The organism is Microbacterium sp. MMO-20, assembly GCF_037147735.1.
In the GTDB taxonomy this organism is placed as follows: domain Bacteria; phylum Actinomycetota; class Actinomycetes; order Actinomycetales; family Microbacteriaceae; genus Microbacterium.
Genome location: NZ_JBBCUU010000001.1, coordinates 194,604 through 219,295 on the forward strand (window position 1 = coordinate 194,604; position 24,692 = coordinate 219,295).

A 24,692-nucleotide genomic window follows, 5' to 3' on the forward strand; every position below is an offset into this window, starting at 1 on the left:
GTGAACCGCGAATTCTTGGCATCGTCTGGGAGCCCGCATCGCACGCTTTTCGCATGACCGTTCACGTTCCCGATCTCGTGGCCGCATCAGCTGCTTCCGCTGCTCCCGCTGCTTCCGCTGCTCCACGACGTGCCGTCGCGCCGGCCACGCTCGATGCGGTCTGGCATGCCGCGGCCCTGGCGTTCATCTGGCTCACGAGCCTCGCGATCGCAGCCCTGTGGGTGGCGGACGGAGGAGTGCAGGCGGTTTTCGGCGGCGGGGCCGAGGCGGCGAACACCCTCGGACGTCTCACCGGCCTCACATCGGCGAATCTCCTCCTCTACCAGGTACTGCTCATGGCCCGGGTGCCGCTGTTCGAACACGGCATCGGGCGCGATGCGATCACGCGCATGCACCGCATCACCGGGTTCTGGTCGTTCTGGCTGATGCTCGCGCACATCGTCCTCCTCGTCGTGGGCTACGCGCACCAGGCGGGGGTGTCTCTCCTCGCCCAGGCGTGGGATCTCGTGTGGAACTACCCCGGCATGCTGCTCGCCACCGCCGGCACGCTCCTGCTGGTTCTCGTCGTCGTCACGAGCATCCGCCGCGCGCGGCGGCGTTTGCGCTACGAGTCGTGGCACCTGTTGCACCTGTACGCCTATCTCGGCGTCGGCCTCGCGATCCCGCACATGCTCTGGACGGGGGCGGACTTCACCGCGCACGCCTGGGTGAGTGTCTACTGGTGGGCTCTGTGGGCGCTGGCCGCCGCTGCCGTGGTGGTCTTCCGTGTCGGCGTGCCGCTGTGGCGGTCCGTGCGCCACGGCATCCGCGTCTCTTCGGTCGAGTACGACGGGCCGCGCGGCGTCGTCGTACGGATGAGTGGACGCGCACTCCACCGCCTGCGTGCGCGCCCCGGGCAGTTCTTCGTCTGGCGATTCCTCGACGGCCCCGGGTGGACACGCGGGCACCCCTTCTCGCTCGCCGCCGACCCTGGGCGCGGCGGCCTGGCGATCGCCGCGCGGGTCGTGGGTGACGGCACGCATCGGCTGACGCGGCTCCGGCCCGGCACGCGCGTGCTGATCGAAGGCCCCTACGGCCACATGACCGGGCGGGTACGCGCGCGTCGCCGGCTTCTCATGTTCGGGGCAGGGGCGGGTGTGGCGCCGCTTCTCTCGCTGCTCGAAGCGGAGCCCTACGGCCCCGGCGATGCGACTCTCGTGACGCGCGATCACGTTGACGAGGACGCTCTGGGCGCCGCCGCCGTCGACGCCCTCGTGCGCCAGCGCGGCCTTCGGCACATCCGCATGAACGGACCGCGACGCACCGGCGGTTCGTCGTGGATGCCGCGCGGAATCACCGATTGGCCGGGGGCGGAAGTCGTCCGCTCTCTCGCGGGAGACGTGACCGACGTCGACGTCTACGTCTGCGGGCCCATTCCGTGGATGGCCGCCCTGCGCCAGGACCTGCGGTCGGCGGGAGTGCCGGCCGATCGCATCCACAGCGAAGCATTCGCCGTCTAGGCGGCGGAACGAACCGGGAGACACACGATGAAGAAGATCGTCTACGGCATCCTCGCCACCCTCAGCGGACTCGTCCTGCTGTTCAGCTATCGCACGTCGCTCGGAGAGGCGGTGCCGACGGACGTGCAGCCGGCGCAGGCCGCGCCGTCCGCGGCGACGCCTCACTCGTCGGCGACGCCTTCGGCCGCGACGACGCCCAACGCGTCGGCCTCGCCGCCGGCGTCGTCGTCGGCGGCCGCTCCGTCGGCGACATCCGGGCTCGCCGACGGCACATTCACAGGGTCGGCGACGAACACGCGCTACGGACCGGTCCAGGTTCAGATCACCGTGACCGGAGGGAAGATCGTCGACGTCCAGGCCGTCGAGTACCCGACGGACAACTCGAGGGACCGCCAGATCAACGAGCGCGCCATCCCGCAGCTCGTGTCGGAAACGCTCGACGCGCAGAGCGCCGACATCCACTTCGTCTCGGGTGCCACGTACACCAGCCAGGGATACCTCGACTCCTTGCAGTCCGCGATCGATCAGGCGAACGCGTGAGCGGCGTGCATGTGTGGACCCGAGAGCTCATGGGCACCGTGTTCAGCGTGCACGTGGTCGACGATGCCAGCGGCGGGCCGGAGCAGCGGGCGACCGAAGACCTGGCGGCGGCGCGGTTCTTCGATGAGGTGAGCGAGATCGAACGGATCTTCTCGACCTTCCGGGACGATTCCGAGGTGTCGCGAATCCGCCGAGGTGAGCTCGACATCGCGTCCGCAGACCCGCGCGTCGGAATGGTCGCGGCAGCGTGCGACGAAGCCGAGAGCGCCACGGCGGGTCGCTTCAGCGCGCACTGGCGCGGCGGATTCGATCCGACGGGTTATGTGAAGGGCTGGAGCGTCGAGGTCGCCGGCGCGGCGCATCTCGAACCTCTGCTGCGCGTGCCGGGAATCCGCGCGCTGGGTGTGAACGCGGGCGGGGACGTGCGGGTGTGGAGCAGGCCCGAGACGCCGTGGACCTGGCGCGTCGGCGTCGCCGACCCGGCGCGGCGTGGCGCGATCGTCGCGACGATCGAGCTGACCTCGGGGGCTGTCGCCACGTCGGGCACCGCTGAGCGGGGAGGCCACATCATCGAGCCGGCGAGCGGCCGCCCCGCGGGTGGAGCCCTCAGTGCGACCGTCGTCGGGGCCGACCTGGCGACCGCCGATGTCTGGGCGACTGCGGCGGTCGTCGCGGGCGCGGAGGATCTGTCGTGGATCGGGGGAGCGCCGGTCGCGTCGGGGCTCGTCGTCTCGTCCGACGGTGGCGTCCGGCGCTTCGCGAACGGCGTCGAGCTCTGCATCGTGCCGGCCGCGTGAGGACCGGCACCGCGGCGGTCAGCCGCGTGGAAGCGTCAGAAGGAACGTCGTGCCCGCGGGTGAGGTGCGCTCGACGGTGATCGAGCCCCCGGCGGCGGTCGCCGCCTCGCGCACGAGGGCGAGGCCCAGTCCGAACCCCCGGCGCCGTCCGGCCTCCGGCCCCCGTGCGAACCGCTCGAAGACGCGATCGATGTCCTGCGCGGCGATGCCGACCCCGGCGTCGGTCACGCGCACGGCGATGCGGTCGCCCTCCGCGCTCGCCGAGATCTCGACTTCCGACCCTCGGGGCGCGTGCTGGACTGCGTTGTCGAGCAGTGCAACGCACAGCCGCGTCAGCGTGGTGGTGGGGATCCGCGCGCGCATGTCCCCGGTCGCCGCCGCCTGGTCTGCTGCGCTCCGGACGCCGAGCGCGACCCCGGCTTCGTCGGCGAGCGGGGTCACCGTGCGCACCGCGGCGGACACGGCGTCGGAGACGATCGCCGTTCCGGAGCTCTGGCCCGCTTCGGCGGCCAGCAGCATGTCCGTGAGCACGTCGTCCATCACGGCGACGTCCTCGCGGAGCGCGGCGAGCGTCGACCCCGGATCCTCCCCGCGGGCGATGCGTCGCTGCAGCAGCTGCACCCGGCTGCTGAGGGCCGTGAGCGGCGTGCGCAGCTCGTGGCTCGCGTCGGCGACGAAGGTGCGCTGCAGGCGCAGCGCCCCCTCGAGGGGGCGCACGGCGCGCCGCGCCCCGAACCATGCGACGACCGCGAGGAGCAGGACGCCCACGATTCCGAGCCCGATCACCCAGGGCAGCACATGATCGACATCGATCACGAAGCGGTCGCCATCGCCGCCGTGAGCGCCGCCGGGGCCGCCGCGATCGTGCGCGTCGTCCGGGCGCCCACCGGCGAGGAGGACGGTGACGAGGATCGCCACTCCTCCGGTGAGGACCACTGCGGATCCGATGCCGACGACCGCGCCGACGCGCAGGGCCGCCCGCTGCACTCGGCGGCGGTCGCCGGCGTCGTTCACGATGACGCCCCCGCCCGATAGCCGCGCCCTCGGACCGTCTCGATCGTGCCGGGGGAGGTCTTGCGTCGGATGTAGTGCACGTAGGTGTCGACGGAGCTCAGAGCATCGTCCGAGGTGAAGACGGCGCGGAGGATCTCCTGACGGGAGAACACGTGTTCGGGGCTCTCGCTGAGGAGGGAGAGCAGGCGCGACTCCGTGGGGGTGAACGAGACCCGCTCGCCGCCCGGGCCGTACGCCACGTCGGCATCCGGCAGGAATGCCCATTCGCCGACCTCGCGCCTGCGACCCTCCGCACGGTGGCCGCGCACGAGCGCTCGGAGGCGAGCGAGCAGTTCGTCGAAGTCGAAGGGTTTGACGAGGTAGTCGTTCGCGCCGGCGTCGAGGCCGTCGACGCGGTCCGCGACGGCGCCGAGGGCCGTGAGGAGCAGGATCGGCGTCGTGATGCGGGCCGTGCGGACCGACGCGACGAGGCTCGCCCCGTCGAGGTCGGGGAGTCGCCGGTCGATCACCATGACGTCGAACCGCTCGGAGAGTGCGCGTTGGAGGGCGTGGCGACCGTCGGTGACATGCGTCACGTCATACGCCTCGGCGAGCACCTCGACGGTCATCCCCGCGATCACGCGATCGTCCTCGACGTAGAGGAGCCGTGGTGCGCCCCCCGGCGATCGGGTGTCCATGCGACCTCCTGTGCGCTGCGTTAACCGACACCCTCACATTGATCACGGTCCGTGCCAAGAGTGCGCCAAGAGTGCGCGTCGGCGTGTCGTGGATGCCGCGCGCACGCCAGCTTTCGCGGGCTTCGCACTCACGACGTCGTGACGAGCGCCGCCCACAGCTCCGCCCGGGCCGGGAAGGAGGCCAGATCCAGTCCCAGCACCTGCTGCGCCTGCGCGACGCGCGCGCGAACGGTGTGACGGTGGATGCCGAGAGCCTGCGCCGCCTCGTCGATCCGGGCGTCGTGGGCGAGCCACGTGCGCACGGTCTCGATGAGCGCCGTGCCGTGCGCCGCGTCGTGCGCGCGCAGGGGCTCCAGCCGCGCTTGCGCCAACGCCCTGCCCTCCGGTGTGCCGAGGGCGGCGAAGACGCCGCCCTCGGCTGTGTCGGCGAACGCCGCGACCGCGCCGGTGGCGGCGCGCCGCGCCGCCACCGTCGCCTGCTCGTGGGCGCGCGCGAATGCCGGATAGTCGACGGAGTCGCTCGCACCGACGGATGCGTCGAACAGCCGCGCGAACGTGTCCACCGTCTCGGTCTCGGCCGCCGGCACGACGATGACATGCCCGTTTGGTCCGCGCCCGTGGAAGAGCGATCCGCGTCGCTCGCTTGCGCGGAGCTCGAGCCAGTCGGTCGCGGCGTCCGCGCGGCCCGCGGTGAGCGACGCGACGGCGACGACGATCGGGGCCGCGGGGAGAGGCCCCCACAGCTCGCGCGACACGCGGCGCGCGAGCTGCGGATCGCCGGCGAGGAGCGCTTGGACGAGCGCGGCGCGCAGCGCCGCGCGCGCCCGCCCGAGTCCGACGTTCTGCTCCAGAGCGAGACCCGCCATCGCGATGACGGCGGTGACGACGCTGCGGCCTTCGAGGTCGAGCTCGGCGCCGGCGATCGCGATGAGGCCGCGCAGGTGCCCGCCGCGGCCGAGCGTCTGGAGGGTCACCCGGGTTCCCGACACCTCGAACTGCGACGCGGCGCGGGCGCCGCGTCGCAGCACCGCCCCCGCCTCGGCGCCGATCGCGGCGCCGAGCGCCGCGTCGAGGTCGCCGCCGGGGCGGCTGTGCGCCGTGAGGACTCCTGCGGCGTCGTAGAGCCCCACCCAGGCGTCCAGCTGCTTGGCCAGCTCGGCGACGGTCGCGCCGAGTCCGTCGGGGCGTAGCGCAGCGAGCGAGATCGCGCGCTGCGCCGAGAGGGCCCATGTGCGCCGGGCGTAGGCCTGCGCGGCGATGGCTTCGGCGTTGGCGCGCGCGAGCGCGATGAACGGAGTCCGGTAGGGCACCTCGAACAACGGCATTCGCTCGTCGCGACATGCGGCGACGAGCGCGGGCGGGACGCCGTCGCGCACGACCTCGGTGCCGAAGCCGAGGCCGCGGACACCGCGCGCTCGCAGCCGCGCGACGTACGCGTCGACGGGGGTTGCGGGTTCGCGCGAGCCGGGGGCGGCGACGAACTGCGTCCCCGTCGTCAGCAGCAGCAGATCGTCGGCCAGGAACGGGGTCGGATCGGCGAGGTCCGAGGAGTGCACCCAGCGGAGGGGCATGTCGAGGGTGTCGGGCGCGAGCGCGCTCTCCTCCGACGCGAGGCGCAGGCCGAGGTCGGGGCGAGCGAGGAGCGCCCGAAGCGTCGGCTGGGGGTCGGTGGCAGGCATCCGCACGTCCGATCTGTTCCGGCACGTTCACGGCGAGCTGTACACCGTGTACTTCGTTGTCTTCAGAATGTACACCGCGGTGGATGTGTGGCGTCTCCGCCCGCGCCTACGCTCCCCATCATGAGCTCGATGTCGACCACCCTCCTCGGCGGACCCAGCCTTCCGCAGCAGCGTTCCCTCGTCACCGCCATCCCCGGCCCGCGTTCGCAGGAGCTCCTCGCGCGCAAGGCCGCCGCCGTCTCGGCCGGCGTCTCGCACACCGTACCCATCGAGGCCGTCGCGGCCGGCGGCGGCGTCGTCGTCGACGCCGACGGCAACTCGCTCATCGACCTCGGTTCGGGCATCGCCGTGACGAGCGTCGGCAACGCGCACCCCGCCGTCGTGCGGGCGGTGCAGGACGCCGTCGCGCAGTTCACGCACACGTGCTTCATGATCTCGCCGTACGAGTCCTACGTCGCCGTCGCAGAGCGGCTCAACCGTCTGACCCCGGGCGACCACGAGAAGAAGTCGGCCCTGTTCAACTCCGGCGCCGAAGCGGTCGAGAACGCCGTCAAGATCGCGCGCAAGTTCACCGGCAAGCAGGCCGTCGTCGCGTTCGACCACGCGTACCACGGCCGCACCAACCTCACGATGGCGCTCACGGCCAAGTCGATGCCCTACAAGAGCGGCTTCGGTCCGTTCGCCTCCGAGGTCTACCGCGTCGCCGCCTCGTACCCGTTCCGCGACCGGCTCTCTGGGCCGGAGGCGGCGGCCAAGGCGATCTCGACGATCGAGAAGCAGATCGGCGCCGACAATCTCGCCGCCGTCATCATCGAGCCCATCCAGGGCGAGGGCGGTTTCATCGTCCCAGCCGACGGGTTCCTCCCGGAGATCGTGGACTGGTGCCGCGCGAACGGTGTCGTCTTCATCGCCGACGAGGTGCAGACCGGGTTCGCGCGCACGGGTGCGATGTTCGCGAGCGAGCTGTTCGGCATCGTTCCCGACCTGATCACCACCGCCAAGGGCATTGCGGGGGGCATGCCCTTGGCGGCGGTCACGGGCCGCGCCGAGATCATGGATGCCACCCACGGCGGCGGCCTCGGCGGCACGTACGGCGGCAACCCCGTCGCGTGCGCGGCGGCGGTGGCATCCATCGACGCCTTCGAGAACGATGGCCTCGTCGCCCGCGCGGAGGAGCTCGGAGAGATCCTCCGCTCCCGGCTCGCGGCGTTGCAGGCGGACGACGCGCGCATCGGCGACGTGCGCGGACGAGGCGCGATGGTCGCGGCCGAGTTCGTCCATCCCGCGACCGGAGCCCCGGACGCGGCCCTGACCGCCGCCGTCGCGAAGGCGGCGATCGCGGAGGGTGTCATCGTGTTGACGTGCGGCACGTACGGCAACGTCATCCGGTTCCTCCCGCCCCTGTCGATGCCCGACCATCTGCTGCACGAGGGCCTCGACGTCGTCGCCGCCGCACTGGCTTCCCACTGACCGCGCGCCGTCCACCGGCACCCACGAAGGAGTGACATGACCGAGATCACCCGAGACGTCGTCATCGTCGGAGCAGGGGCCGCAGGCCTCACGGCCGCGAACGAGCTCAAGAAGGCGGGCCTGTCGGTCGCGGTGCTCGAAGCGCGCGACCGCGTCGGCGGACGACTGTGGACCGACGTCATCGACGGCGCGATGCTCGAGATCGGCGGGCAGTGGATCTCTCCCGACCAGACCGCGCTCATCGAGACGGTCGACGAGCTCGGCCTCGACACCTTCAGTCGCTACCGCGAGGGTGACAGCGTCTACGTCGGCCCCGACGGAGTCGCGCACCGCTTCACGGGGGAGATGTTCCCGGTCGCGCCCGAGACCGAGGAGGCGATCGCTCGGGTCACCGAGATGCTCGACGCGATGGTCGCCGAGATCGATCCGGACCGTCCCTGGGCCCACCCGAAGGCCGCCGAGTGGGATGCCGTCTCGTGGGACGCGTGGCTCCGCCAGCAGACCGACGACGACGAGGCGGTGCGCAACCTCGCCTTCGCGACCGGCTCCGCGATGCTGACGAAGCCGACGCACGCGATCTCGCTGCTCGAGTCGCTCCTGATGGCGGCATCCGCCGGCAGCTATTCGCACCTCGTCGACGCCGACTTCATCCTCGACAAGCGCGTCGTGGGCGGCTTGCAGCAGGTGCCGATCCTCCTCGCTGAGCGGCTCGGCGACGACGTGTTCCTCAGCCAAGCCGTGCGCACGCTCGAATGGTCGGATGACGGGGTCACGATCACCACGGCGCCGACGACGGGCGTGACGGGCACCGCGACGACGGGTGGCGCCGGTCTCACCGTGCGGGCGCGCCAGGCGATCCTCGCCCTCGCGCCGGTGCTCTACGACCGCATCTCGTTCGTACCGGCACTTCCCCGCCTGCAGCACCAGATGCACCAGCACATCTCGATGGGTTTCGTCATCAAGGTGCACGCCGTCTACGACCGTCCCTTCTGGCGCGAGCAGGGTCTGTCGGGGACGGCGTTCAGCCCGTACGAGTTGTCGCACGAGGCGTACGACAACACCAACCACGGCGACGAGCGCGGCACGCTCGTCGGATTCGTCAGCGACCTGAACGCCGACGGCGTATTCGTGCTGTCCGCCGAAGAGCGCAAGGAGCGCATCCTCGAGTCGCTTTCGCACTACTACGGTCCCGAGGCGAAGAACCCGGTCGTCTACTTCGAGAGCGACTGGGGGAGCGAGGAATGGACCCGCGGAGCGTACGCCGCGAGCTTCGACCTCGGCGGCCTCTCGCGTTACGGTGCGCACCTGCGCGAAGCGATCGGACCGATCCACCTCGCGTGCAGCGACCTCGCCGGCGCCGGCTACCAGCACGTCGACGGTGCGATCCGCATGGGACGCCTCGTGGCATCCCAGATCCTCGAGGCGCGTACCGAGGACGCGGCCCCGAGTGACGGGTCCGGGTCGTGACGACCCACATCGTCGTCGGCTACACCGCGACGAAGACCGGGCGCGACGCGGTCGCGTTCGCTGCGCGTCTCGCTGCCGCGATCGGGGCCGTCCTCGACGTCGCGATCATCCTGCCGAGCCAGTCGCGAAGTGTCATCACCCCGCCGGATGCCGGTTACGACCGGTATCTCCACGCTCAGGCGCAGCAGTGGATCGCCGCGGCGATCGACCGCATTCCCGCCGAGGTGGTGGCGCACGCTCACGTGCGCGCGGCGGAGTCGTTCGCCGAAGGTCTCGTGGAGATCGCCGACGCGCTGGATGCCGCGTACATCGTGGTGGGCGCGGCCGACGGCGCGACTCGCGGCCGACACCGCCTCGGCACGACCACGATCGAACTGCTGCACTCCTCGGACGTGCCCGTCGTCCTCGTGCCGCGCGGCGCGCGCAAGGTCGCACCCGAGACCGGGATCACGCGTGTGACGGTCGCGATCGGCACGCGTCCGGGCGCCGACGCGCTGATGGATGCCGCGGCGACGCTGGCGCAGGCGGCGTCGGTTCCCGTCCGACTGCTGTCGCTCCTGCCGGTCGACCTCCCGCCCACGGCCGATACCGCAGCCATCCGGGTGGCGGGTTCCACCGAAGCCGAGGAGGTGCTCGCCGCTGCGAAGGCGGAGCTGCCGGCGGGTCTGGACGCCGACGTCGTCGTCGCGGCGGGGGAGAGCATCGAAGACGCCGTCGCCCATCTCGAGTGGCAGGGCGGAGAGATCGTACTCGTCGGCTCGAGCCGGCTCGCGCAGCCGCGGCGCCTCTTCCTCGGGTCGACCGCCGCGAAGATGCTCCGAGAGATCACCGTTCCCGTCGCCGTCGTTCCCCGAACCCGCAAGGCCGAAGGAGCTCGATGATGAGCGCACCGCAGCACGCCCCCTCGTCCGCCGCGCCGGAGCCCGCCACCGGCGGCCTGTCGAGCAAGGGCCTCTCCGCCGGCACGATCGGCCTCATCGGGGCTGTCGTCATCGGCATCTCCTGCATCGCACCGGCCTACACGTTCACGGCGGCGGTCGGACCCACGGCATCCGTCGTCGGCGCGCAGATCCCCGCGATCGTGCTCGTCGGCTTCATCCCGATGCTGTTGGTCGCGTTCGGCTACCGCGAGCTCAACAATCGCATGCCCGACGCGGGCACGTCCTTCACGTGGGCGACCCGCGCGTTCGGCCCGTGGATCGGCTGGATGGCCGGATGGGGACTCGTCGTCGCGACGATCCTCGTGCTCTCGAATCTCGCCGGCGTCGCCGTCGATTTCCTGTTCCTGCTCATCTCGCAGGTCACGGGCAACGAGGGGATCGCCGACCTGGCATCCAACACCGTCATCAATATCGCGGTGTGCCTGCTGTTCATGCTCGCCGCCACCTGGATCTCGTACCGCGACATGCAGACGACGCAGAAGCTGCAGTACGTGCTCGTGAGCTTCCAGGTGCTCGTGCTCGTCTTCTTCGCCGTCGCGGCGATCGTGGAGGCGGTCTCGGGTGACGGCTTCGATTTCCAGCCGTTCGACATCTCCTGGTTCAACCCGTTCGCGGTCAGCTCGTTCTCCGCGTTCGCGGCGGGGCTGTCGCTGTCGATCTTCATCTTCTGGGGGTGGGACGTCACCCTCACGATGAACGAGGAGACGAAAGACCCCGAGAAGACGCCGGGGCGCGCCGCGACCCTGACCGTCGTCACGATCGTGTCCCTGTACCTGCTGCTCGCCGTCGCGATGATCATGTACGCCGGCGTCGGAACGGGTGAGTTGGGTCTCGGCAACGAGGGCATTCAGGAGAACGTCTTCTTCCACCTCTCCGGTCCGATCCTCGGACCGCTCGCGTTCCTCGTGTCGCTCGCCGTGCTCACGAGCTCCGCGTCGTCGCTGCAGTCGACCTTCGTGGGGCCCGCCCGCACACTCCTGTCGATGGGGCACTATGGGGCGCTGCCGCCGGCCTTCGCCAAGGTCAGCCCGCGGTTCTTCACACCCGGCTACGCGACGATCGTCTCGGCGATCGTGGCCTCGGCCTTCTACGCCGTCATGCGGGTCGTCAGCGAGAACACGCTGTGGGACACGATCCTCACCCTCGGCATGATGATCTGCTTCTACTACGGGCTCACCGCGTTCGCCTGCGTCTGGTACTTCCGTCGCCAGTGGTTCGACTCGGTGCGGAACGTCTTCTTCACGTTCCTCTTCCCGCTCGTGGGTGGCGTCATCCTCGCGGTCCTCTTCTTCACGACCCTCATCGACTCGATGGATCCTGCCTACGGCTCGGGTGCGGCCGTCGGGGGAGTGGGGATCGTCTTCGTTCTCGGCATGCTGATCATCGTTGTCGGCATCGCCATCATGATCTGGCAGTCCGTCAAGCGCCCCGCCTTCTTCCGAGGTGAGACGCTGAGTAAGGATGCCCCTGCCAGCACCCGTCGCCTGAAGGAGGCCGCACGTTGATCAGCGAAACCGCCCTGCTGGAGAAGCTCCCCCGAGGTCTGTTCATCGGAGGGGAGTGGGTGGACGGCTCTCGCGGCACGTTCCCCGTCCAGGACCCCGCGACCGGTGACACCCTCGTCGAGATCGCCGACGCGAGCGCCGAGGACGGCATCCGCGCCCTCGACGCCGCGGTGGCCGCACAGGATGCCTGGGCGGCCACGGCCGCGCGGACGCGCAGCGACATCCTGCGGCGAGCGTTCGACCTGCTGCAGGAGCGCGCCGACGAGTTCGCGCTGCTCATGACCCTCGAGATGGGCAAGCCGCTCGCCGAGGCGCGCGGCGAGGTCACGTACGGCGGCGAGTTCCTGCGCTGGTTCAGCGAGGAGGCGGTGCGCATCGCCGGCCGTTACGGCATGAACCCCGAGGGCACCGGTCGCATGGTCGTGAGCCAGCGCCCCGTCGGCCCCTGCTTCTTCATCACGCCGTGGAACTTCCCGCTCGCGATGGCGACGCGCAAGATCGCCCCGGCGCTCGCCGCCGGCTGCACCGTCGTCGTCAAGCCGCCGGAGCTCACGCCGCTCACGACCCTCGCGTTCGTGCAGCTGCTCGTCGAGGCAGGCCTGCCGGCGGGTGTCGTCAACGTCGTGACGACGACGACGTCGGCCGCGGTGTCGGGCCCGATCATCGCCGACCCGCGCCTGCGGAAGCTTTCGTTCACCGGGTCGACTCCCGTCGGCAAGAAGCTCATCGCGCAGGCGGCCGAAGGCGTGCTGCGGGTGTCGATGGAGCTCGGCGGCAACGCTCCGTTCGTCGTCTTCGACGACGCCGACCTCGACAAGGCGGTCGACGGCGCGATGGCCGCGAAGTTCCGCAACATCGGGCAGGCCTGCACGGCGGCGAACCGCTTCATCGTGCATTCGTCTGTCGCGGAGGAGTTCGCCGATCGTGTCTCGGAGCGCGTCAAGGCCATGAAGATCGGCCGCGGCACCGAGGAGGGCGTGCAGATCGGCCCGCTCATCGACCGCAAGGCCGTCGAGGGCACGGCGGCGCTCGTCAAGGATGCCGTGGATCGCGGCGCGACCGTCCGCGCCGGCGGATCGGCGATCGACGGCCCCGGCACCTTCTTCGAGCCGACCGTCATCACCGAGGTGGAGGCGGGCAGCGACATCCTGCGTGAGGAGATCTTCGGGCCGGTGCTCGCGATCGCGACCTTCGACACCGAGGACGACGCGGTGCGTCTTGCGAACGACACCGAGTACGGGCTCGTCTCGTACGTCTTCACGCAGGACCTCGCCCGCGGGCACCGCATGATCGACCGGCTGGAGACCGGCATGATGGGCCTGAACGTCGGTGTCGTCTCGAATGCCGCCGCCCCGTTCGGCGGCGTCAAGCAGTCCGGAATGGGCCGCGAGGGCGGGCTCGAGGGCATCCACGAGTACCTGTCCACGAAGTACACGCTGATCCCGGCATCCTGACTGGGCCGCACGATCGATATCGAGAAGAGGACACCATGAGCGACTACGCCGTCACGAACCCCGCCACGGGGGAGACCCTCGCCACGTATCCGACCGCGACCGACGCCGAGGTCGAGTCGGCGATCGCCTCCGCCGACCACGCGTTCCGCACGTGGGGGCGCACGTCGAGCCCGGCTGAGCGCGCTGCGCTCATCCGCCGGGTCGCGGAGCTCCACCGCGAGCGCCGCGACGAGCTTGCGGCGATCATCGTGCGCGAGATGGGCAAGCCGCTCGCCGCGGCCGAAGGCGAGGTCGACTTCGCCGCCGACATCACGGAGTACTACGCCGACAACATCGACAAGATCACGGCCGACACTCCGATCGACCTCCTCGCGGAGGGTTCCGCCGTGATCCGTCGGGCGCCGCTCGGCGTGCTGCTGGGAATCATGCCCTGGAACTTCCCGTACTACCAGGTAGCCCGGTTCGCCGCTCCCAACCTGGCGATCGGGAACACGATCCTGCTCAAGCATGCGCCGCAGTGCCCCGAGTCGGCGGCCGCGATCGCGCAGATGTACCTCGATGCCGGGTTCCCCGAGGGTGCCTATGTCGACGTTCGCCTGACGAACGAGCAGTCGGCCACCGTCATCGCCGACCCGCGCGTGCAGGGCGTGTCGGTCACCGGTTCCGAGCGTGCGGGGGCGGCGGTCGCCGAGATCGCGGGCCGCAACCTCAAAAAGGTCGCGCTCGAGCTCGGTGGATCGGATCCGTTCATCCTGCTCTCCACCGACGACCTCGACGGGGCCGTCCAGATGGCCGTCGAGGCGCGCCTCGACAACAACGGTCAGTCCTGCAACGCCGCGAAGCGGTTCATCGTCGCAGAGGACCTGTACGACCCGTTCGTCGAGAAGTTCACGGCAGCGATGGCGGATGCCAAGGTCGGCGACCCGTTCGCGGAGGACACCGTCCTCGGCCCGCTCTCGTCGCTCGCGGCGGCGGAGCGCCTCGCCGAGCAGGTCGATCGCGCGGTCGCGCAGGGTGCGACCGTGGTGACCGGAGGCGTGCGGGACGGGGCGTACTATCCCGGCACCGTGATCACGGGCGTGACGCCCGAGATGGACGCCTACCGTGAAGAGTTCTTCGGACCGGTCGGCATGGTCTTCAAGGTCTCGGGCGAGGACGAGGCGGTCGAGGTTGCGAACGGCACGTCGTTCGGACTCGGCTCGTACGTGTTCACGACCGACCCTGAGCAGGCCGAGCGCATCGCCGACAAGATCGATGCCGGCATGGTGTACGTCAACATCGTCCTGGCCGATTCTCCTGAGCTCCCCTTCGGCGGGGTGAAGCGCTCCGGCACGGGTCGTGAGATGGGTCTCCTCGCCGCCGACGAGTTCGTCAACAAGAAGCTGATCCGCGTCGCCGGCTGACCTCTCCTGCTGCAGAAAATTCCCGGCTGGCGGGGCTGTCGCCTCGCCAGCCGTCGGGCCAGGATGGGTTCATGGAGAACTCCGCCGGCCCCGTCACCCTGCTCAGCGACCGTGAATGCTGGGATCGCCTCTCCGAGCAGCAGCTCGGGCGCCTTGTGACGCGCGTCGGGGACGTTCTGGACGTCTTCCCGGTGAACTACACGGTCGACCGCGAGAGCCTCGTCTTCCGCACGGCGGAGGGCAGCAAGCTCACCGAAGTGACGATCAACGACGAGGTGCTCTTCGAAGTCGACGAGTACACGGCGACGGATGCCTGGAGTGTCGTCGTGCGCGGCACGGCGCACCGGCTCGACACCCCGGACGAGGTCGCGGCGGCGGATCTGCTCCCGCTCGAACCGTGGATCCCCACTGTGAAGTTCAACTACGTGCGTATCGTCGCTGCATCCCTCTCGGGGCGTGAGTTCGTCCGCGGCGAGGAGCCCGATCGCTACGGCATCCAGGAGTACTGAAGCGCCGTCGGGTTCGCGAGCTCTCGGTTCGCGTGCCTCAGGCCCATGACGTACACTGGACAGTGCAGTTGAAGTCTGCATTCTTTCGCCATGCCTCCGATTCGATCGGCGGGCGAGCGAGGATCGCAGACTTCTTCCCTGAGGCCCCGGTCTCTAGGGCGGTAGCTCAATTGGCAGAGCAGCGGTCTCCAAAACCGCAGGTTGCAGGTTCGATTCCTGTCCGCCCTGCGCGTCAGCGTTTCGTTGACAGAGCGCGCCAGCAGACGCTGGCGCGGAAGCAGTCCGAGCAGTTCGCATGGGTGGGTACATGGTCCAGGAAGAGGCGCACGGCGAAGTCGTCCCCGCGGGCGGCGCGCCCCGTGAGAAGAAGCTGAACTTCTTCCAGCGGATCGCCCTCTTCATCCGCCAGGTGTTCGCGGAGCTCCGCAAGGTCGTCACGCCGACCCGGCAGGAGCTCGTCAAGTACACCCTGGTCGTGCTGGGCTTCGTCGTCGTCATGATGGCGATCGTGTACAGCCTCGACTTGCTCTTCACCTGGGTGGTGAACGTCGTCTTCGGCGTCCCGCGCTGAGCGCACGCATCCCAGCCGCTGCGCCCCACCCCCGATGGAAGAGAATCCACGTGCCTGAGAAGTACACCGACGACGCCGACTGGGCGACCGCCGCAGAGCAGTCCAGCGAGGACGACGAGGCCCAGGAGGGCAACATCCTCGCCGCGGAGGAGCTCTCGTCGGCTCCCGCCGAGCACCTCGCCGTCCACGTCGTGGACGATGACGACGAGGATGCCGGCGACGACGAGGACATCGACATCGACGACCCGGAGGCAGACGCCATCGTGAACGACGCATTGGAGATCGACGAGGCCGCCGAGGCCGAGGCGGCAGCGGAAGTGCTGAACGATTCGCTTGCCGAGGAGGAGGCCGAGGCCGCCGCGGCGGCCGCCGACGACGTGACGCCGTACGACGGTCCCGACGTCAACGGCGAGCCGGATGCGCCCGCTCTCGACGAGGGCTTCGTCGCCGAGGTGAGCGGTGCCGCTGATCTCGTCGACGACGTCGAAGCAGACGAGGACGGCGCGGCCGAGGACCCCTACGACGCGTTCCGTGCCGAACTGCGTTCGCTTCCGGGCAAGTGGTACGTCATCCACTCCTACGCAGGCTTCGAGCGCAAGGTGAAGGCCAACATCGAGCAGCGCAAGAACTCGCTCGAGGTCGAAGAGGACATCTACCAGGTCGAGGTCCCGATGGAGGACGTCGTCGAGATCAAGAACGGCCAGCGCAAGATGGTCAACCGCGTGCGCATCCCCGGCTACGTGCTGGTGCGCATGGAGCTCAACGAGGACACCTGGTCGGTCGTGCGGCACACTCCCGGTGTCACCGGCTTCGTGGGCAACGCCCACAACCCGACGCCGCTGCGCTTCGAAGAGGCGTTCAACATGCTCAAGTCGCTCGTCCAGGTGACCGAGGCCGCTCCCGCCAAGGGCGCCGCGAAGGGCTCCGCCACGCAGGCGCGCGCCGTCATCACCGAGGTCGACTTCGAGATCGGTGAGACCATCACGATCAAGGAAGGCTCGTTCGCCGGGCTCCCCGGCTCGATCAGCGAGATCGACGCGCAGCGCGGCAAGCTCACGGTGCTCGTCTCGCTCTTCGAGCGCGAGACGCCTGTCGAGCTGTCTTTCGACCAGGTCACCAAGCAGTAACACAGACTCCTGTCGTAGACTCGACAGGTTGCCCGCGTGTCCGTGGGCATACCGCTGTCCGGAACCGCCGGATCTGCGGGAGAGGGGTGCCTCGGCATCCACTCGACGAAAGGAAAGAGAATGGCACCGAAGAAGAAGGTGACCGGCCTGATCAAGCTTCAGATCAACGCCGGTGCTGCCAACCCGGCGCCGCCGATCGGCCCCGCGCTCGGTCAGCATGGCGTCAACATCATGGAGTTCTGCAAGGCGTACAACGCCGCGACGGAGTCGCAGCGCGGCAACGTCATCCCGGTGGAGATCACCGTCTACGAGGACCGCAGCTTCACGTTCATCCTGAAGACCCCGCCCGCGGCGGAGCTCATCAAGAAGGCTGCCGGCGTCGCGAAGGGCTCCAAGACCCCGCACACCGTCAAGGTCGCGAAGCTCACCAAGGATCAGGTCCGCCAGATCGCCGAGACGAAGATGCCCGACCTGAACGCGAACGACATCGAGGCCGCCTCGCTGATCATCGCCGGCACCGCCCGTTCCATGGGCATCACGGTCGAGGACTGAGGGGGAGAACGACATGGCTAAGTCCAAGGTTTACGAAGCTGCCGCGGCAAAGATCGACCGCGACAAGTTCTACACGTCGACCGAGGCGGTGAACCTCGCGAAGGAGACCGGCTCGACCAAGTTCGACTCCACCGTCGAGGTCGCGCTGAAGCTCGCCGTCGACCCGCGCAAGGCGGACCAGATGGTCCGCGGCACGGTCATCCTCCCGCACGGCACGGGCAAGACCGCCCGCGTCATCGTGTTCGCGACGGGCCCGGCCGCCGAGGCCGCTATCGCCGCGGGAGCCGATGAGGTCGGCGGCGCCGAGCTCATCGAGAAGGTCGCCGGTGGTTGGACCGCGTTCGACGCGGCCGTCTCGACGCCCGAGCTCATGGGCCAGGTCGGTCGCCTCGGTAAGGTGCTCGGCCCCCGCGGCCTCATGCCGAACCCCAAGACCGGTACCGTGACCCCCAACCCGGCCAAGGCCGTCGAGGAGATCAAGGGCGGCAAGATCGAATTCCGCGTCGACAAGCACGCCAACGTGCACTTCGTCGTCGGCAAGGCGTCGTTCTCGGCCGAGCAGCTGGACGAGAACTTCAAGGCTGCGCTCGAGGAGATCGTGCGCCTGAAGCCGTCGAGCTCCAAGGGCCGTTACATCCAGAAGGGTGCGGTGTCGACGACGTTCGGCCCCGGCATCCCGCTGGACGTCAACACGCTCGTCTGAGTTCGTTGCACAAAGGGGCTCCACCTTCGGGTGGGGCCCCTGCGTCGTTTCAGCCGTCTCGCCGCACGGCGAAGCCCGTGTCGCTGGCCGTCGGTGCGGCCTCTGCGGCGTCTCGACCGGTGACACGGGCCCCGGCGGGGCCCCTCGACATCCACTCCAGCACGCTCGCCACCGCGGCATCCTCGCCTTCGAGCTCCGCCTCGACGCGACCGTCGCGGAGGTTACGCACCCAGCCGACCACTTCGGCGCGCTGGGCGACCTGCTGCAGGGTGTAGCGATATCCGACCCCCTGCACGTCGCCGGATACCGTCACGTGCACGCGCCTCATCTCCCCATCCTGTCGCGATGACGCGGCGACTGGAAGGATGCCGCTATGGGAACCATCGACGACTACCTCGAGACGCTCGAGCCGCCGGACGCGGCCATCATCGCCCACATCTATGCGGTGGCCCGCTGCGTCGTTCCCGATGCGGAACAGGGACTCGGCTACGGCATGCCGGCGCTCATCTACCGCGGCAAGTCTCTTCTGTCCGTGATGCGCGCCAAGGCGCACTTCGGCGTGTATCCGTTCAGTCCCGCCGCGATCGTCGAGATCTTGCCGCTCTTGGACGGCGTCGACCATGCGAAGGGAACCATCCGGTTCACCGAGCCTCTGCCGGACGAGACGATCCGCGCCCTCGTCGCCGCGCGCAAGAGGCAGATCGACGGCTGAGCGGTGCGGGCCGGGCCGTCAATGCGGCAGGACGAGACTCACTGCGATCGCGAGCATCACGACGGCGATGATGCCGTCGAGGATCCGCCACGCGCGGGGAGTCGCGAGCCACCGGCCGAGGGATCGCGCGCCGAGCGCGAGCGCGAAGAACCACATGAACGACGCGAGCACGGCTCCCGCGGCGAACACCCAGCGGGTCTCGCCGTGCGTCGCGGCGACCGAACCCAGCAGGAACACCGTGTCGAGGTACACGTGCGGGTTCAGCCAGGTCAGCGCGAGACAGGTGAGCAGCACCGGCGCGAGGCGCGATGGCGAGCGCGTGCGGGTCGCGGTCCCGGCGGACGCGCCCGAAGGGAGATCGGACGAGATGGTGGATGCCGCGGCGTCGAGCGTCTCGCCTCCGCCGCGCAGCGCCCGCCGCGCGGCGAGCGCCGCGTAGACCGTCAGGAAGGCGGCGCCGGCCCAGCGCACGGCGTCAATGAGCCAGGGCACGGCGTGCAGGAGCGCGCCGAGCCCAGAGACCCCGAGGGCGATCAGAGCGGCGTCCGAGAGCGCGCAGACGAGCGCCACTGCGACGGCGTGCTGGCGCCGGATGCCCTGCCGCAGGACGAACAGGTTCTGGGCTCCGATCGCGACGATGAGCGACAGGCCGAGGCCGAGACCGGCGAGCAACGAAGAGAGCACGTCTCGACGCTACGAGGCGCTATTGATACAGTCCAGTTCAGATTCTTTCCGTAGCTGAAGAAGGGCTTCAACGTGCACATTCCCGCGGTCGGCGCGGCGACCCTCGCCGCCGTGCTGGATGCCGGGAGCATGGAAGCTGCGGCAGAGCGTCTGCGCATCACACCATCGGCGGTCAGCCAGCGCATCCGCGCGCTCGAGGCCGGTGTCGGCCGAGTGCTGCTCGTGCGGTCGAAGCCCCTGCGCGCGACGCCCGCCGCACATCCGATCGTCCGCTTCGCGCGGCAGCTCGACCTGCTCGCGCAGGACGCGGCGATCGAGCTCGGCGCCGTCGCCGCGCGCACCAGCATGCCCCTCGCGGTGAACGCCGATTCGCTCGCGACCTGGTTTCTCGAGCCGCTCGCGCGGCTGTGCGCGCAGCATCCTGTCGTGTTCGACCTGCATCGCGACGATCAGGACTTCACGGCGGGGCTGCTCGAGGAGGGCGCCGTGATGGCGGCGGTCACGTCGCGAGCCGAGCCCGTGGCGGGATGTCGGGTGCAGGCGCTGGGCGTGCTCCGGTACGAGGCGGTCGCAGCGCCCGCGTTCGTGCGCACGCACTTCGCGGACGGAGTCACCGCCCTCGCCCTCGCCCGCGCACCCCTCATCGATTTCGACCGCCGCGATGACCTGCAGTCGCGTTGGCTCGTCGCGCGCGGTGCCGACGCGTCGTTGCCGCCGCGCCACCGGGTACCGGCATCGCAGGACTTCGCGACCGCGGCGACGCTCGGTCTCGGCTGGGCTCTGCTGCCGCAGCTGCAAGCCCAGCCGGGTCTCGCAGACGGGACGCTCGTGGCCCTCGGTGGACCCGGGATCGACGTGCCGCTCTACTGGCAGCAGTGGAACCTGCGTTCGGCCCTTCTCGACGCCGTCGCGAACGAGGTCGTCGCGGAGGGGCGGCGGGTGCTCAGGTGACGGACGCCGTCACGCCTCTGCGACCGAGAGGACGATCTTGCCTCGGGTGTGGCCCTGTTCGAGCTCACGGTGCGCGGCCGCCGCTTCGGCGAGCGGGAAGACGCGATCGACGTAGACGCGGATCGCCCCCGAATCCAGAAGGCGTGCGAGGGTGGCGAGCACGACACCGTCGGGTATGACCTTGTACGACGTCGCCCGCACCGCGGCGGACGCCGCCGCCTTGGCGTAGCCCGGCCAGGAGCCGGTGGGAACGAGCACGTACAGACCGCCGCGGCGGATGACCCCGAGGGAGCGTGATCCGGTGGCGTCGTGCACGTTGCCGACGAGGTCGATGACGACGTCGACCTCGCCCACGACATCCTCGAACCGCGTCGTCAAGCGGTCGATGACGACGGATGCCCCGAGCTCGCGCAGCCAGCCCAGGTTGGGTCCGGACCCGGTGGCCGTGACGTGCGCCCCGAAGTAGGCGGCGAGCTGGACAGCGAAGTGGCCCACGCCGCCGGAGCCGGCGTGGATGAGGATCCGCTGTCCCTCGTGCGCGTGCGCCGTCTCCACCACCAGACCCCACGCGGTCAGAGCTGCCAGAGGCACCCCCGCGGCCTCGACGTGCGAGAGCGACGTGGGTTTGCGGGCGACCGACAAGGTGGGGGCGACGACGTACTCGGCGTAGCTACCGCCCGAACGGGGAAACGCGGCCATTCCGAACACTTCCGTTCCCGCGGGAAAGGGGTGGCTTTCGTAGGGCGATGCGACGACGACACCGCTGAAGTCGAAGCCCAGGGTGCTGGGGTAGCCGTCAATCGCACCGCTCAGGCCGGCGCCCGCCCGGGTCTTGGCGTCGATCGGGTTCACTCCGGCGGCGATCACTCGCACGAGAACTTCGCTCAGCACGGGGGCCGGCGTCGGGGTGGCGGTCACGCGCAGCGCGTCGGCGCCGCCCGGGGCGTCGAAGATCACCGCGCGCATCTCTTCGGGCACCGCGATCGGCTCGACGGGGGTGGGGTCCGTGACGGAAGCGAGGCGCAGCGGCCGGAACTTCATGAGCGTGTCCTTCCGCGTGTCGACGTCGCCAGCAGGATGCCTGGGGTGCGACCCAGTCAAGCGTGGATTTGTCTCCGACGTGTTACGCGGGTGCTACCGGGTTGAGAAGGTCAGCCCGGGAGGCTGCTCGTCGTGAGGGCGTGCAGGAGCCTCGTGAGGTTCTGGATGTCGTCGACGGGCCACCCGGCGAGGGCTTTCGCCAGCGTGTCCTCCTGCGGCGCGCGCGCCTGCGCGAGGCGGGCGAGGCCGTGTGCGGTGGGGGAGAGGATGCTCGCCCTCCCATCGTCGGGGTCCGACTCACGCTGGATGAGGCCCAGCTGCTCGAGCTCGCGCACGGCGCGACTGAGTTGCCCCTTGTCGACGACGAGATGCTCGGCCAGGGTCGACTGCGAGACACGCTCGCGCCGCACGATCGTCGTGAACACCTTGTAGGCGCCGGGGAGCATGCCCGGGCTGACGCGCTCGGCGTTCTCCATGAGCAGCCGCCGCATGCGCGTGATCAGCTCACTGAACTCGCCCTCCAGGGCGCGCACCGCGTCGGTGCGCGCCCGGTCGGTTTCGCGTTCGCGCACCGCGTCGGTGCGCGCCCGGTCGGTTTCGTGTGCGGGGATCATCGCCTGCTACGACCGGCCGTCGCTGGGCGCGCTGCCATCGCCCTCGGCATCCGAAACGACACGCACCGAGCCCGTCGCGGTGAGCGTCGCCATCGCCTCGGGCACCGAGACGGTCGCCAAGTCGGCTTCGCTCGCCTGGATGCGCTCGGTGGTGGTCATCGTCGTCAGCGACTTGTTCGGCAGGAACACGATGGCCAGCAGCGAGACGACGGCGAAGGGGACGGCGATGAGGAACGAGTGCGAGATTCCGTTCGCGTAGATGTCCTCGAACACGACACGCAGCGCCTCGGGCATCTCCGCGACCTTCGGCAGGGCGCCCGACTGCAGCTGGTCGCTCCAGTACTGGGCCTTGTCGCCGAGACTCATGATCGCGGCCGTGATGTCATCCTTGCGCTCGGCGACGAGGTCGATGACGCGCGCAGCCAGCGCGGCGCCCATGACGGACACGCCGATCGTGCCACCGAGGCTGCGGAAGAAGGTGACGCCCGAGCTCGCGACGCCGATCTCCTCGGGCCGCGTCGTGTTCTGCACGACCAGGACGAGGTTCTGCATCGTCATGCCGACGCCGGCGCCCAGCAGGAACATGTAGACCGACACGAGGAAGAAGTCGGTGTCGTAGTGGATCGTCGACAGGAGCGCGGCGCCGGCGATGAGCAGCACCGAGCCCACGACGAGGTAGGGCTTCCACGTGCCGTACTTTGTGACGAGGGCCCCCACGCCGATCGACGAGAGCAGGAGGCCGCCGATCATCGGGATCGTCATGAGACCCGCCTCGGTGGGCGTGGCGCCGCGGGCGAGCTGCATGTACTGGCTCAGAAAGACCGACGCGCCGAACATCGCGATGCCGGTCGCGATCGAGGCGATGACCGACAGCGTGAAGGTGCGGTTGCGGAAGAGGCTCAGCGGGATGAGGGGTTCCGCGGAGCGCAGCTCGACCACGATGAACAGCACGGTGGCGAGGATGGAGCCGCCGACCATGAGGATCGTGTTCAGGCTCCACCAGTCGTTGTTGTTCGCGAGGTCGGCCCAGTCGCCCGTCACGGTGGTGCCGGCGTTCGTGACCCAGATCAGCAGCAGCGAGACTGCGACCGAGAGGAGCACGATGCCGACGTAGTCGATGCGCGTCTTCTTCGGAGGGCGTGCGGGGACGTGGAGCGTCGCCTGCACGAGGATGAGCGCGACGATGGCGACCGGAAGCGAGACGAAGAAGTTCCAGCGCCAGCCCCAGGCATCCGTGATCACACCGCCGAGCAGGGGGCCGCCGATCGTGGCGAGCGCCATGACACCGCCGAAGAGGCCCATGTAGCGGCCGCGCTCGCGCGGGCTGATGATGTCGGCCATGAGCACCTGGCTGAGTGCGGCGAGGCCGCCGGCGCCGATGCCCTGCATCGCGCGGAACGCGATCAGCATCTCGGGGTTCGTCGAGAAGCCGGCCGCAGCGGTCGCCAGCACGAAGATGACGATCGCGAGCTGGTAGAGCACCTTGCGATTCGTGAGGTCGGCGAGCTTGCCCCAGACGGGGGTCGAGATCGCGGTGGTGAGGAGAGTCGCGGTGACGACCCACGTGAAGGCGGTCTGGTTGCCGTCGAGGTCGTGGATGATGACCGGGAGCGAGGTGGAGACGACCGTGGAGGCGAGCATGGACACGAACATGCCGAGGATGAGGCCGGAAAGGGCTTCGAGCACCTGACGGTGGTTCATGCGGGGCTTCACGGTGCCGTCGGAAGACATGGCTGACATAGGAGTCCTTCGAGGGTGGGGCGATACGACGGGGGCGGCGCTGCCGATCGGCAATGGTTGATTGAAATCAACCGTTGAGACTGGTCAACGATACACCCCTCGTTGACTTACGTCAACCAATGGCGCGCAGGGAGCCACCGAGCGCGGGTAATGCCGTCAGTCGGCGAGCGCGAGTGCGCGGAATGGCTCGCGCGGCGGGCCCGGCGGTGCGACGGCCGTGGACGGGACGCCGCGACGCGACATCGTCCTCCGGTACAGCTCGTCGATCAGCTCTGTCGCGAGCCGGACGAGCTGCCCGATCTCGCGCTCATCGCGCTCGACCCAGGCGCAACGGGGTTCGTCGCCGACCGGGACGAACCCGTCGTGCTCCTCCCACACGACGAGGGTGCGCTCGGCGCCGAGCACGTGCTGCTGCCACCAGACCTGACGCAGGTACGTGCGGGGGATGGAGCGCCACGTCTTGTTGGTCGTCTTGATCTCGGCGAGGGTCACCCGGCCCTCGGCATCCACCGCGATGCCGTCGGGCGTCGCGAGGTGACGCTTCTCGACGACGGCGTGAAAGAGGGCGGACGAGGGCTGGATACCATGGGTCGCTGCCACCCAGGCGGCGATCTCGGGCTCACGCCGCCGCCCGTGGTCGGTGTAGGCGTTGCCGGAGAATCCGGGTCCGCCGCCGAGCTTCGAGTCCGCGGCGCGGGCGATCGCGGTGTGGCTCGTCAGCTGTGCGACGTCCGTGGCCGTGATGCCGCGCGACCTCGCCCGCATCCAGCCGACACGGTCACGCGAATCTGCGACGATGCGGGAGGCGAGGTCCGGAGCGAGTGCTGCAAAGGCCTCCGGAGTCATGCTTCGAGGCTAACCCGCTCCGCGGACAGTGCCGCGCGCGACGCGCAGACCACGGCCCATGACCGGCGGACTCGAGAACGATCGGCGGTTTCGAGTCCGGATCGAGGCGATTTGGCTCGCGTGCGCCGGGGACGTAGACTTGCGGGAGCCAAAGACCGCTGGTCTCGGTGTGTGCGAAAGTTCACGCCGACGAAGC

25 protein-coding genes and 1 tRNA gene are annotated in these 24,692 nt (G+C 69.7%); 17 read left to right on the forward strand and 9 right to left on the reverse strand.

Translation table 11 applies throughout. The features are described 5' to 3' along the window. Positions 1-53 precede the first annotated feature (53 nt). Genes WFI52_RS01055 through WFI52_RS01065 form a run of 3 tightly spaced genes read left to right on the forward strand, consistent with a single transcriptional unit; the run spans position 54 to position 2,836 of the window. Positions 54-1,499 carry a ferredoxin reductase family protein gene (locus WFI52_RS01055; protein WP_336625424.1) on the forward strand — a complete coding sequence of 482 codons (1,446 nt, stop codon included), beginning with the start codon at positions 54-56 and terminating at the stop codon, positions 1,497-1,499. 27 nt (positions 1,500-1,526) lie between these two features. Further along, entirely contained in the window at positions 1,527-2,039 is a 513-nt protein-coding gene (locus tag WFI52_RS01060) for an FMN-binding protein (RefSeq protein ID WP_336625423.1), read from the forward strand. Beyond that, on the forward strand, positions 2,036-2,836 hold the full coding sequence (locus WFI52_RS01065) for an FAD:protein FMN transferase (protein WP_336625422.1): 801 nt from the start codon (positions 2,036-2,038) through the stop codon (positions 2,834-2,836). Before WFI52_RS01060 ends, WFI52_RS01065 begins: the two co-directional genes overlap by 4 nt. Before the next feature lie 18 nt (positions 2,837-2,854). Here the strand turns inward: WFI52_RS01065 and WFI52_RS01070 are convergent, their stop codons facing one another. From WFI52_RS01070 to WFI52_RS01080, 3 genes are all read right to left on the reverse strand, one after another. Continuing rightward, on the reverse strand, positions 2,855-3,850 hold the full coding sequence (locus WFI52_RS01070) for a sensor histidine kinase (protein ID WP_336625421.1): 996 nt from the start codon (positions 3,848-3,850) through the stop codon (positions 2,855-2,857). After that, complete coding sequence (locus tag WFI52_RS01075; protein ID WP_336625420.1) at positions 3,847-4,527, reverse strand: response regulator transcription factor; 681 nt, start codon at positions 4,525-4,527, stop codon at positions 3,847-3,849. Before WFI52_RS01075 ends, WFI52_RS01070 begins: the two co-directional genes overlap by 4 nt. 128 nt (positions 4,528-4,655) lie before the next feature. Next, positions 4,656-6,206, reverse strand: coding sequence for a helix-turn-helix domain-containing protein (locus tag WFI52_RS01080; protein ID WP_336625419.1), 1,551 nt, complete (start codon positions 6,204-6,206; stop codon positions 4,656-4,658). A gap of 120 nt (positions 6,207-6,326) precedes the next feature. Here WFI52_RS01080 and gabT point away from each other — a divergent pair, with 120 nt between their 5' ends. From gabT to rplA, 12 genes are all read left to right on the forward strand, one after another. Continuing rightward, positions 6,327-7,676, forward strand: a complete 1,350-nt coding sequence (gene gabT, locus WFI52_RS01085; protein WP_336625418.1) for a 4-aminobutyrate--2-oxoglutarate transaminase — start codon at positions 6,327-6,329, stop codon at positions 7,674-7,676. Positions 7,677-7,712: 36 nt separating this feature from the next. After that, positions 7,713-9,143: a flavin monoamine oxidase family protein gene (locus WFI52_RS01090; protein ID WP_336625417.1), complete on the forward strand. Its 1,431-nt coding sequence runs from the start codon at positions 7,713-7,715 to the stop codon at positions 9,141-9,143. Next, a complete protein-coding gene (locus WFI52_RS01095; RefSeq protein WP_336625416.1) occupies positions 9,140-10,024 on the forward strand; it encodes a universal stress protein in 885 nt (294 codons plus the stop codon). The genes WFI52_RS01090 and WFI52_RS01095 overlap by 4 nt, the downstream gene beginning before the upstream one ends. Next, positions 10,024-11,589, forward strand: coding sequence for an APC family permease (locus WFI52_RS01100; RefSeq protein WP_336625415.1), 1,566 nt, complete (start codon positions 10,024-10,026; stop codon positions 11,587-11,589). Before WFI52_RS01095 ends, WFI52_RS01100 begins: the two co-directional genes overlap by 1 nt. After that, positions 11,586-13,043, forward strand: coding sequence for an NAD-dependent succinate-semialdehyde dehydrogenase (locus WFI52_RS01105; RefSeq protein WP_336625414.1), 1,458 nt, complete (start codon positions 11,586-11,588; stop codon positions 13,041-13,043). Before WFI52_RS01100 ends, WFI52_RS01105 begins: the two co-directional genes overlap by 4 nt. Before the next feature lie 35 nt (positions 13,044-13,078). Next, on the forward strand, positions 13,079-14,446 hold the full coding sequence (locus WFI52_RS01110; protein WP_336625413.1) for an NAD-dependent succinate-semialdehyde dehydrogenase: 1,368 nt from the start codon (positions 13,079-13,081) through the stop codon (positions 14,444-14,446). Between the two features lie 71 nt (positions 14,447-14,517). After that, positions 14,518-14,955 (forward strand): pyridoxamine 5'-phosphate oxidase family protein, encoded by a 438-nt coding sequence (locus WFI52_RS01115; protein WP_336625412.1) that lies wholly within the window; start codon positions 14,518-14,520, stop codon positions 14,953-14,955. 155 nt (positions 14,956-15,110) lie between these two features. Next, positions 15,111-15,183, forward strand: a tRNA-Trp gene (locus tag WFI52_RS01120). A 79-nt stretch (positions 15,184-15,262) separates the two neighbouring features. Next, positions 15,263-15,526 carry a preprotein translocase subunit SecE gene (gene secE / locus WFI52_RS01125; RefSeq protein ID WP_292863691.1) on the forward strand — a complete coding sequence of 88 codons (264 nt, stop codon included), beginning with the start codon at positions 15,263-15,265 and terminating at the stop codon, positions 15,524-15,526. A gap of 50 nt (positions 15,527-15,576) precedes the next feature. Continuing rightward, on the forward strand, positions 15,577-16,653 hold the full coding sequence (nusG, locus tag WFI52_RS01130; protein ID WP_336625411.1) for a transcription termination/antitermination protein NusG: 1,077 nt from the start codon (positions 15,577-15,579) through the stop codon (positions 16,651-16,653). Between the two features lie 120 nt (positions 16,654-16,773). Further along, the gene (gene rplK, locus WFI52_RS01135) at positions 16,774-17,205 is read left to right on the forward strand and encodes a 50S ribosomal protein L11 (protein ID WP_137417828.1); all 432 of its coding nucleotides are present in this window, start codon (positions 16,774-16,776) and stop codon (positions 17,203-17,205) included. A gap of 13 nt (positions 17,206-17,218) precedes the next feature. After that, complete coding sequence (rplA, locus tag WFI52_RS01140) at positions 17,219-17,908, forward strand: 50S ribosomal protein L1 (protein ID WP_292689148.1); 690 nt, start codon at positions 17,219-17,221, stop codon at positions 17,906-17,908. 49 nt (positions 17,909-17,957) lie between these two features. Here rplA and WFI52_RS01145 read toward each other — a convergent pair whose 3' ends face one another. Beyond that, entirely contained in the window at positions 17,958-18,236 is a 279-nt protein-coding gene (locus WFI52_RS01145; protein ID WP_336625410.1) for an acylphosphatase, read from the reverse strand. A 45-nt stretch (positions 18,237-18,281) separates the two neighbouring features. Between WFI52_RS01145 and WFI52_RS01150 the strand changes: the two genes are divergently transcribed. After that, positions 18,282-18,620: an iron chaperone gene (locus WFI52_RS01150; RefSeq protein ID WP_336625409.1), complete on the forward strand. Its 339-nt coding sequence runs from the start codon at positions 18,282-18,284 to the stop codon at positions 18,618-18,620. An 18-nt stretch (positions 18,621-18,638) separates the two neighbouring features. Here the strand turns inward: WFI52_RS01150 and WFI52_RS01155 are convergent, their stop codons facing one another. Further along, entirely contained in the window at positions 18,639-19,304 is a 666-nt protein-coding gene (locus WFI52_RS01155) for a LysE/ArgO family amino acid transporter (protein WP_336625408.1), read from the reverse strand. A 72-nt stretch (positions 19,305-19,376) separates the two neighbouring features. On the opposite strand from WFI52_RS01155, the gene WFI52_RS01160 reads away from it, so the two are divergent. After that, positions 19,377-20,255 (forward strand): LysR family transcriptional regulator ArgP, encoded by an 879-nt coding sequence (locus WFI52_RS01160; protein WP_336625407.1) that lies wholly within the window; start codon positions 19,377-19,379, stop codon positions 20,253-20,255. Between the two features lie 9 nt (positions 20,256-20,264). On the opposite strand, the gene WFI52_RS01165 is transcribed toward WFI52_RS01160, so the two are convergent. The 4 genes from WFI52_RS01165 to WFI52_RS01180 form a co-directional block, all read right to left on the reverse strand. After that, complete coding sequence (locus WFI52_RS01165; protein WP_336625406.1) at positions 20,265-21,296, reverse strand: NADP-dependent oxidoreductase; 1,032 nt, start codon at positions 21,294-21,296, stop codon at positions 20,265-20,267. Positions 21,297-21,406: 110 nt separating this feature from the next. Beyond that, a complete protein-coding gene (locus tag WFI52_RS01170; protein ID WP_336625405.1) occupies positions 21,407-21,910 on the reverse strand; it encodes a MarR family winged helix-turn-helix transcriptional regulator in 504 nt (167 codons plus the stop codon). Between the two features lie 6 nt (positions 21,911-21,916). Next, positions 21,917-23,641: an MDR family MFS transporter gene (locus WFI52_RS01175; RefSeq protein ID WP_336625404.1), complete on the reverse strand. Its 1,725-nt coding sequence runs from the start codon at positions 23,639-23,641 to the stop codon at positions 21,917-21,919. Between the two features lie 165 nt (positions 23,642-23,806). Continuing rightward, a complete protein-coding gene (locus WFI52_RS01180; RefSeq protein WP_336625403.1) occupies positions 23,807-24,496 on the reverse strand; it encodes a YqaJ viral recombinase family protein in 690 nt (229 codons plus the stop codon). Positions 24,497-24,692 lie beyond the last annotated feature (196 nt).

What these genes read in the sequence shown, in the direction of transcription:
- WFI52_RS01055 (WP_336625424.1), top strand. Translation starts at nt 54, where the DNA reads ATGACCGTTCACGTTCCCGATCTCGTGGCCGCATCAGCTGCTTCCGCT.
- WFI52_RS01060 (WP_336625423.1), top strand. Translation starts at nt 1,527, where the DNA reads ATGAAGAAGATCGTCTACGGCATCCTCGCCACCCTCAGCGGACTCGTC.
- WFI52_RS01075 (WP_336625420.1), bottom strand. Translation starts at nt 4,527, where the DNA reads ATGGACACCCGATCGCCGGGGGGCGCACCACGGCTCCTCTACGTCGAG.
- WFI52_RS01080 (WP_336625419.1), bottom strand. Translation starts at nt 6,206, where the DNA reads ATGCCTGCCACCGACCCCCAGCCGACGCTTCGGGCGCTCCTCGCTCGC.
- gabT (WP_336625418.1), top strand. Translation starts at nt 6,327, where the DNA reads ATGAGCTCGATGTCGACCACCCTCCTCGGCGGACCCAGCCTTCCGCAG.
- WFI52_RS01090 (WP_336625417.1), top strand. Translation starts at nt 7,713, where the DNA reads ATGACCGAGATCACCCGAGACGTCGTCATCGTCGGAGCAGGGGCCGCA.
- WFI52_RS01100 (WP_336625415.1), top strand. Translation starts at nt 10,024, where the DNA reads ATGAGCGCACCGCAGCACGCCCCCTCGTCCGCCGCGCCGGAGCCCGCC.
- WFI52_RS01110 (WP_336625413.1), top strand. Translation starts at nt 13,079, where the DNA reads ATGAGCGACTACGCCGTCACGAACCCCGCCACGGGGGAGACCCTCGCC.
- WFI52_RS01115 (WP_336625412.1), top strand. Translation starts at nt 14,518, where the DNA reads ATGGAGAACTCCGCCGGCCCCGTCACCCTGCTCAGCGACCGTGAATGC.
- secE (WP_292863691.1), top strand. Translation starts at nt 15,263, where the DNA reads ATGGTCCAGGAAGAGGCGCACGGCGAAGTCGTCCCCGCGGGCGGCGCG.
- rplK (WP_137417828.1), top strand. Translation starts at nt 16,774, where the DNA reads ATGGCACCGAAGAAGAAGGTGACCGGCCTGATCAAGCTTCAGATCAAC.
- rplA (WP_292689148.1), top strand. Translation starts at nt 17,219, where the DNA reads ATGGCTAAGTCCAAGGTTTACGAAGCTGCCGCGGCAAAGATCGACCGC.
- WFI52_RS01145 (WP_336625410.1), bottom strand. Translation starts at nt 18,236, where the DNA reads ATGAGGCGCGTGCACGTGACGGTATCCGGCGACGTGCAGGGGGTCGGA.
- WFI52_RS01150 (WP_336625409.1), top strand. Translation starts at nt 18,282, where the DNA reads ATGGGAACCATCGACGACTACCTCGAGACGCTCGAGCCGCCGGACGCG.
- WFI52_RS01165 (WP_336625406.1), bottom strand. Translation starts at nt 21,296, where the DNA reads ATGAAGTTCCGGCCGCTGCGCCTCGCTTCCGTCACGGACCCCACCCCC.
- WFI52_RS01170 (WP_336625405.1), bottom strand. Translation starts at nt 21,910, where the DNA reads ATGATCCCCGCACACGAAACCGACCGGGCGCGCACCGACGCGGTGCGC.
- WFI52_RS01175 (WP_336625404.1), bottom strand. Translation starts at nt 23,641, where the DNA reads ATGTCTTCCGACGGCACCGTGAAGCCCCGCATGAACCACCGTCAGGTG.
- WFI52_RS01180 (WP_336625403.1), bottom strand. Translation starts at nt 24,496, where the DNA reads ATGACTCCGGAGGCCTTTGCAGCACTCGCTCCGGACCTCGCCTCCCGC.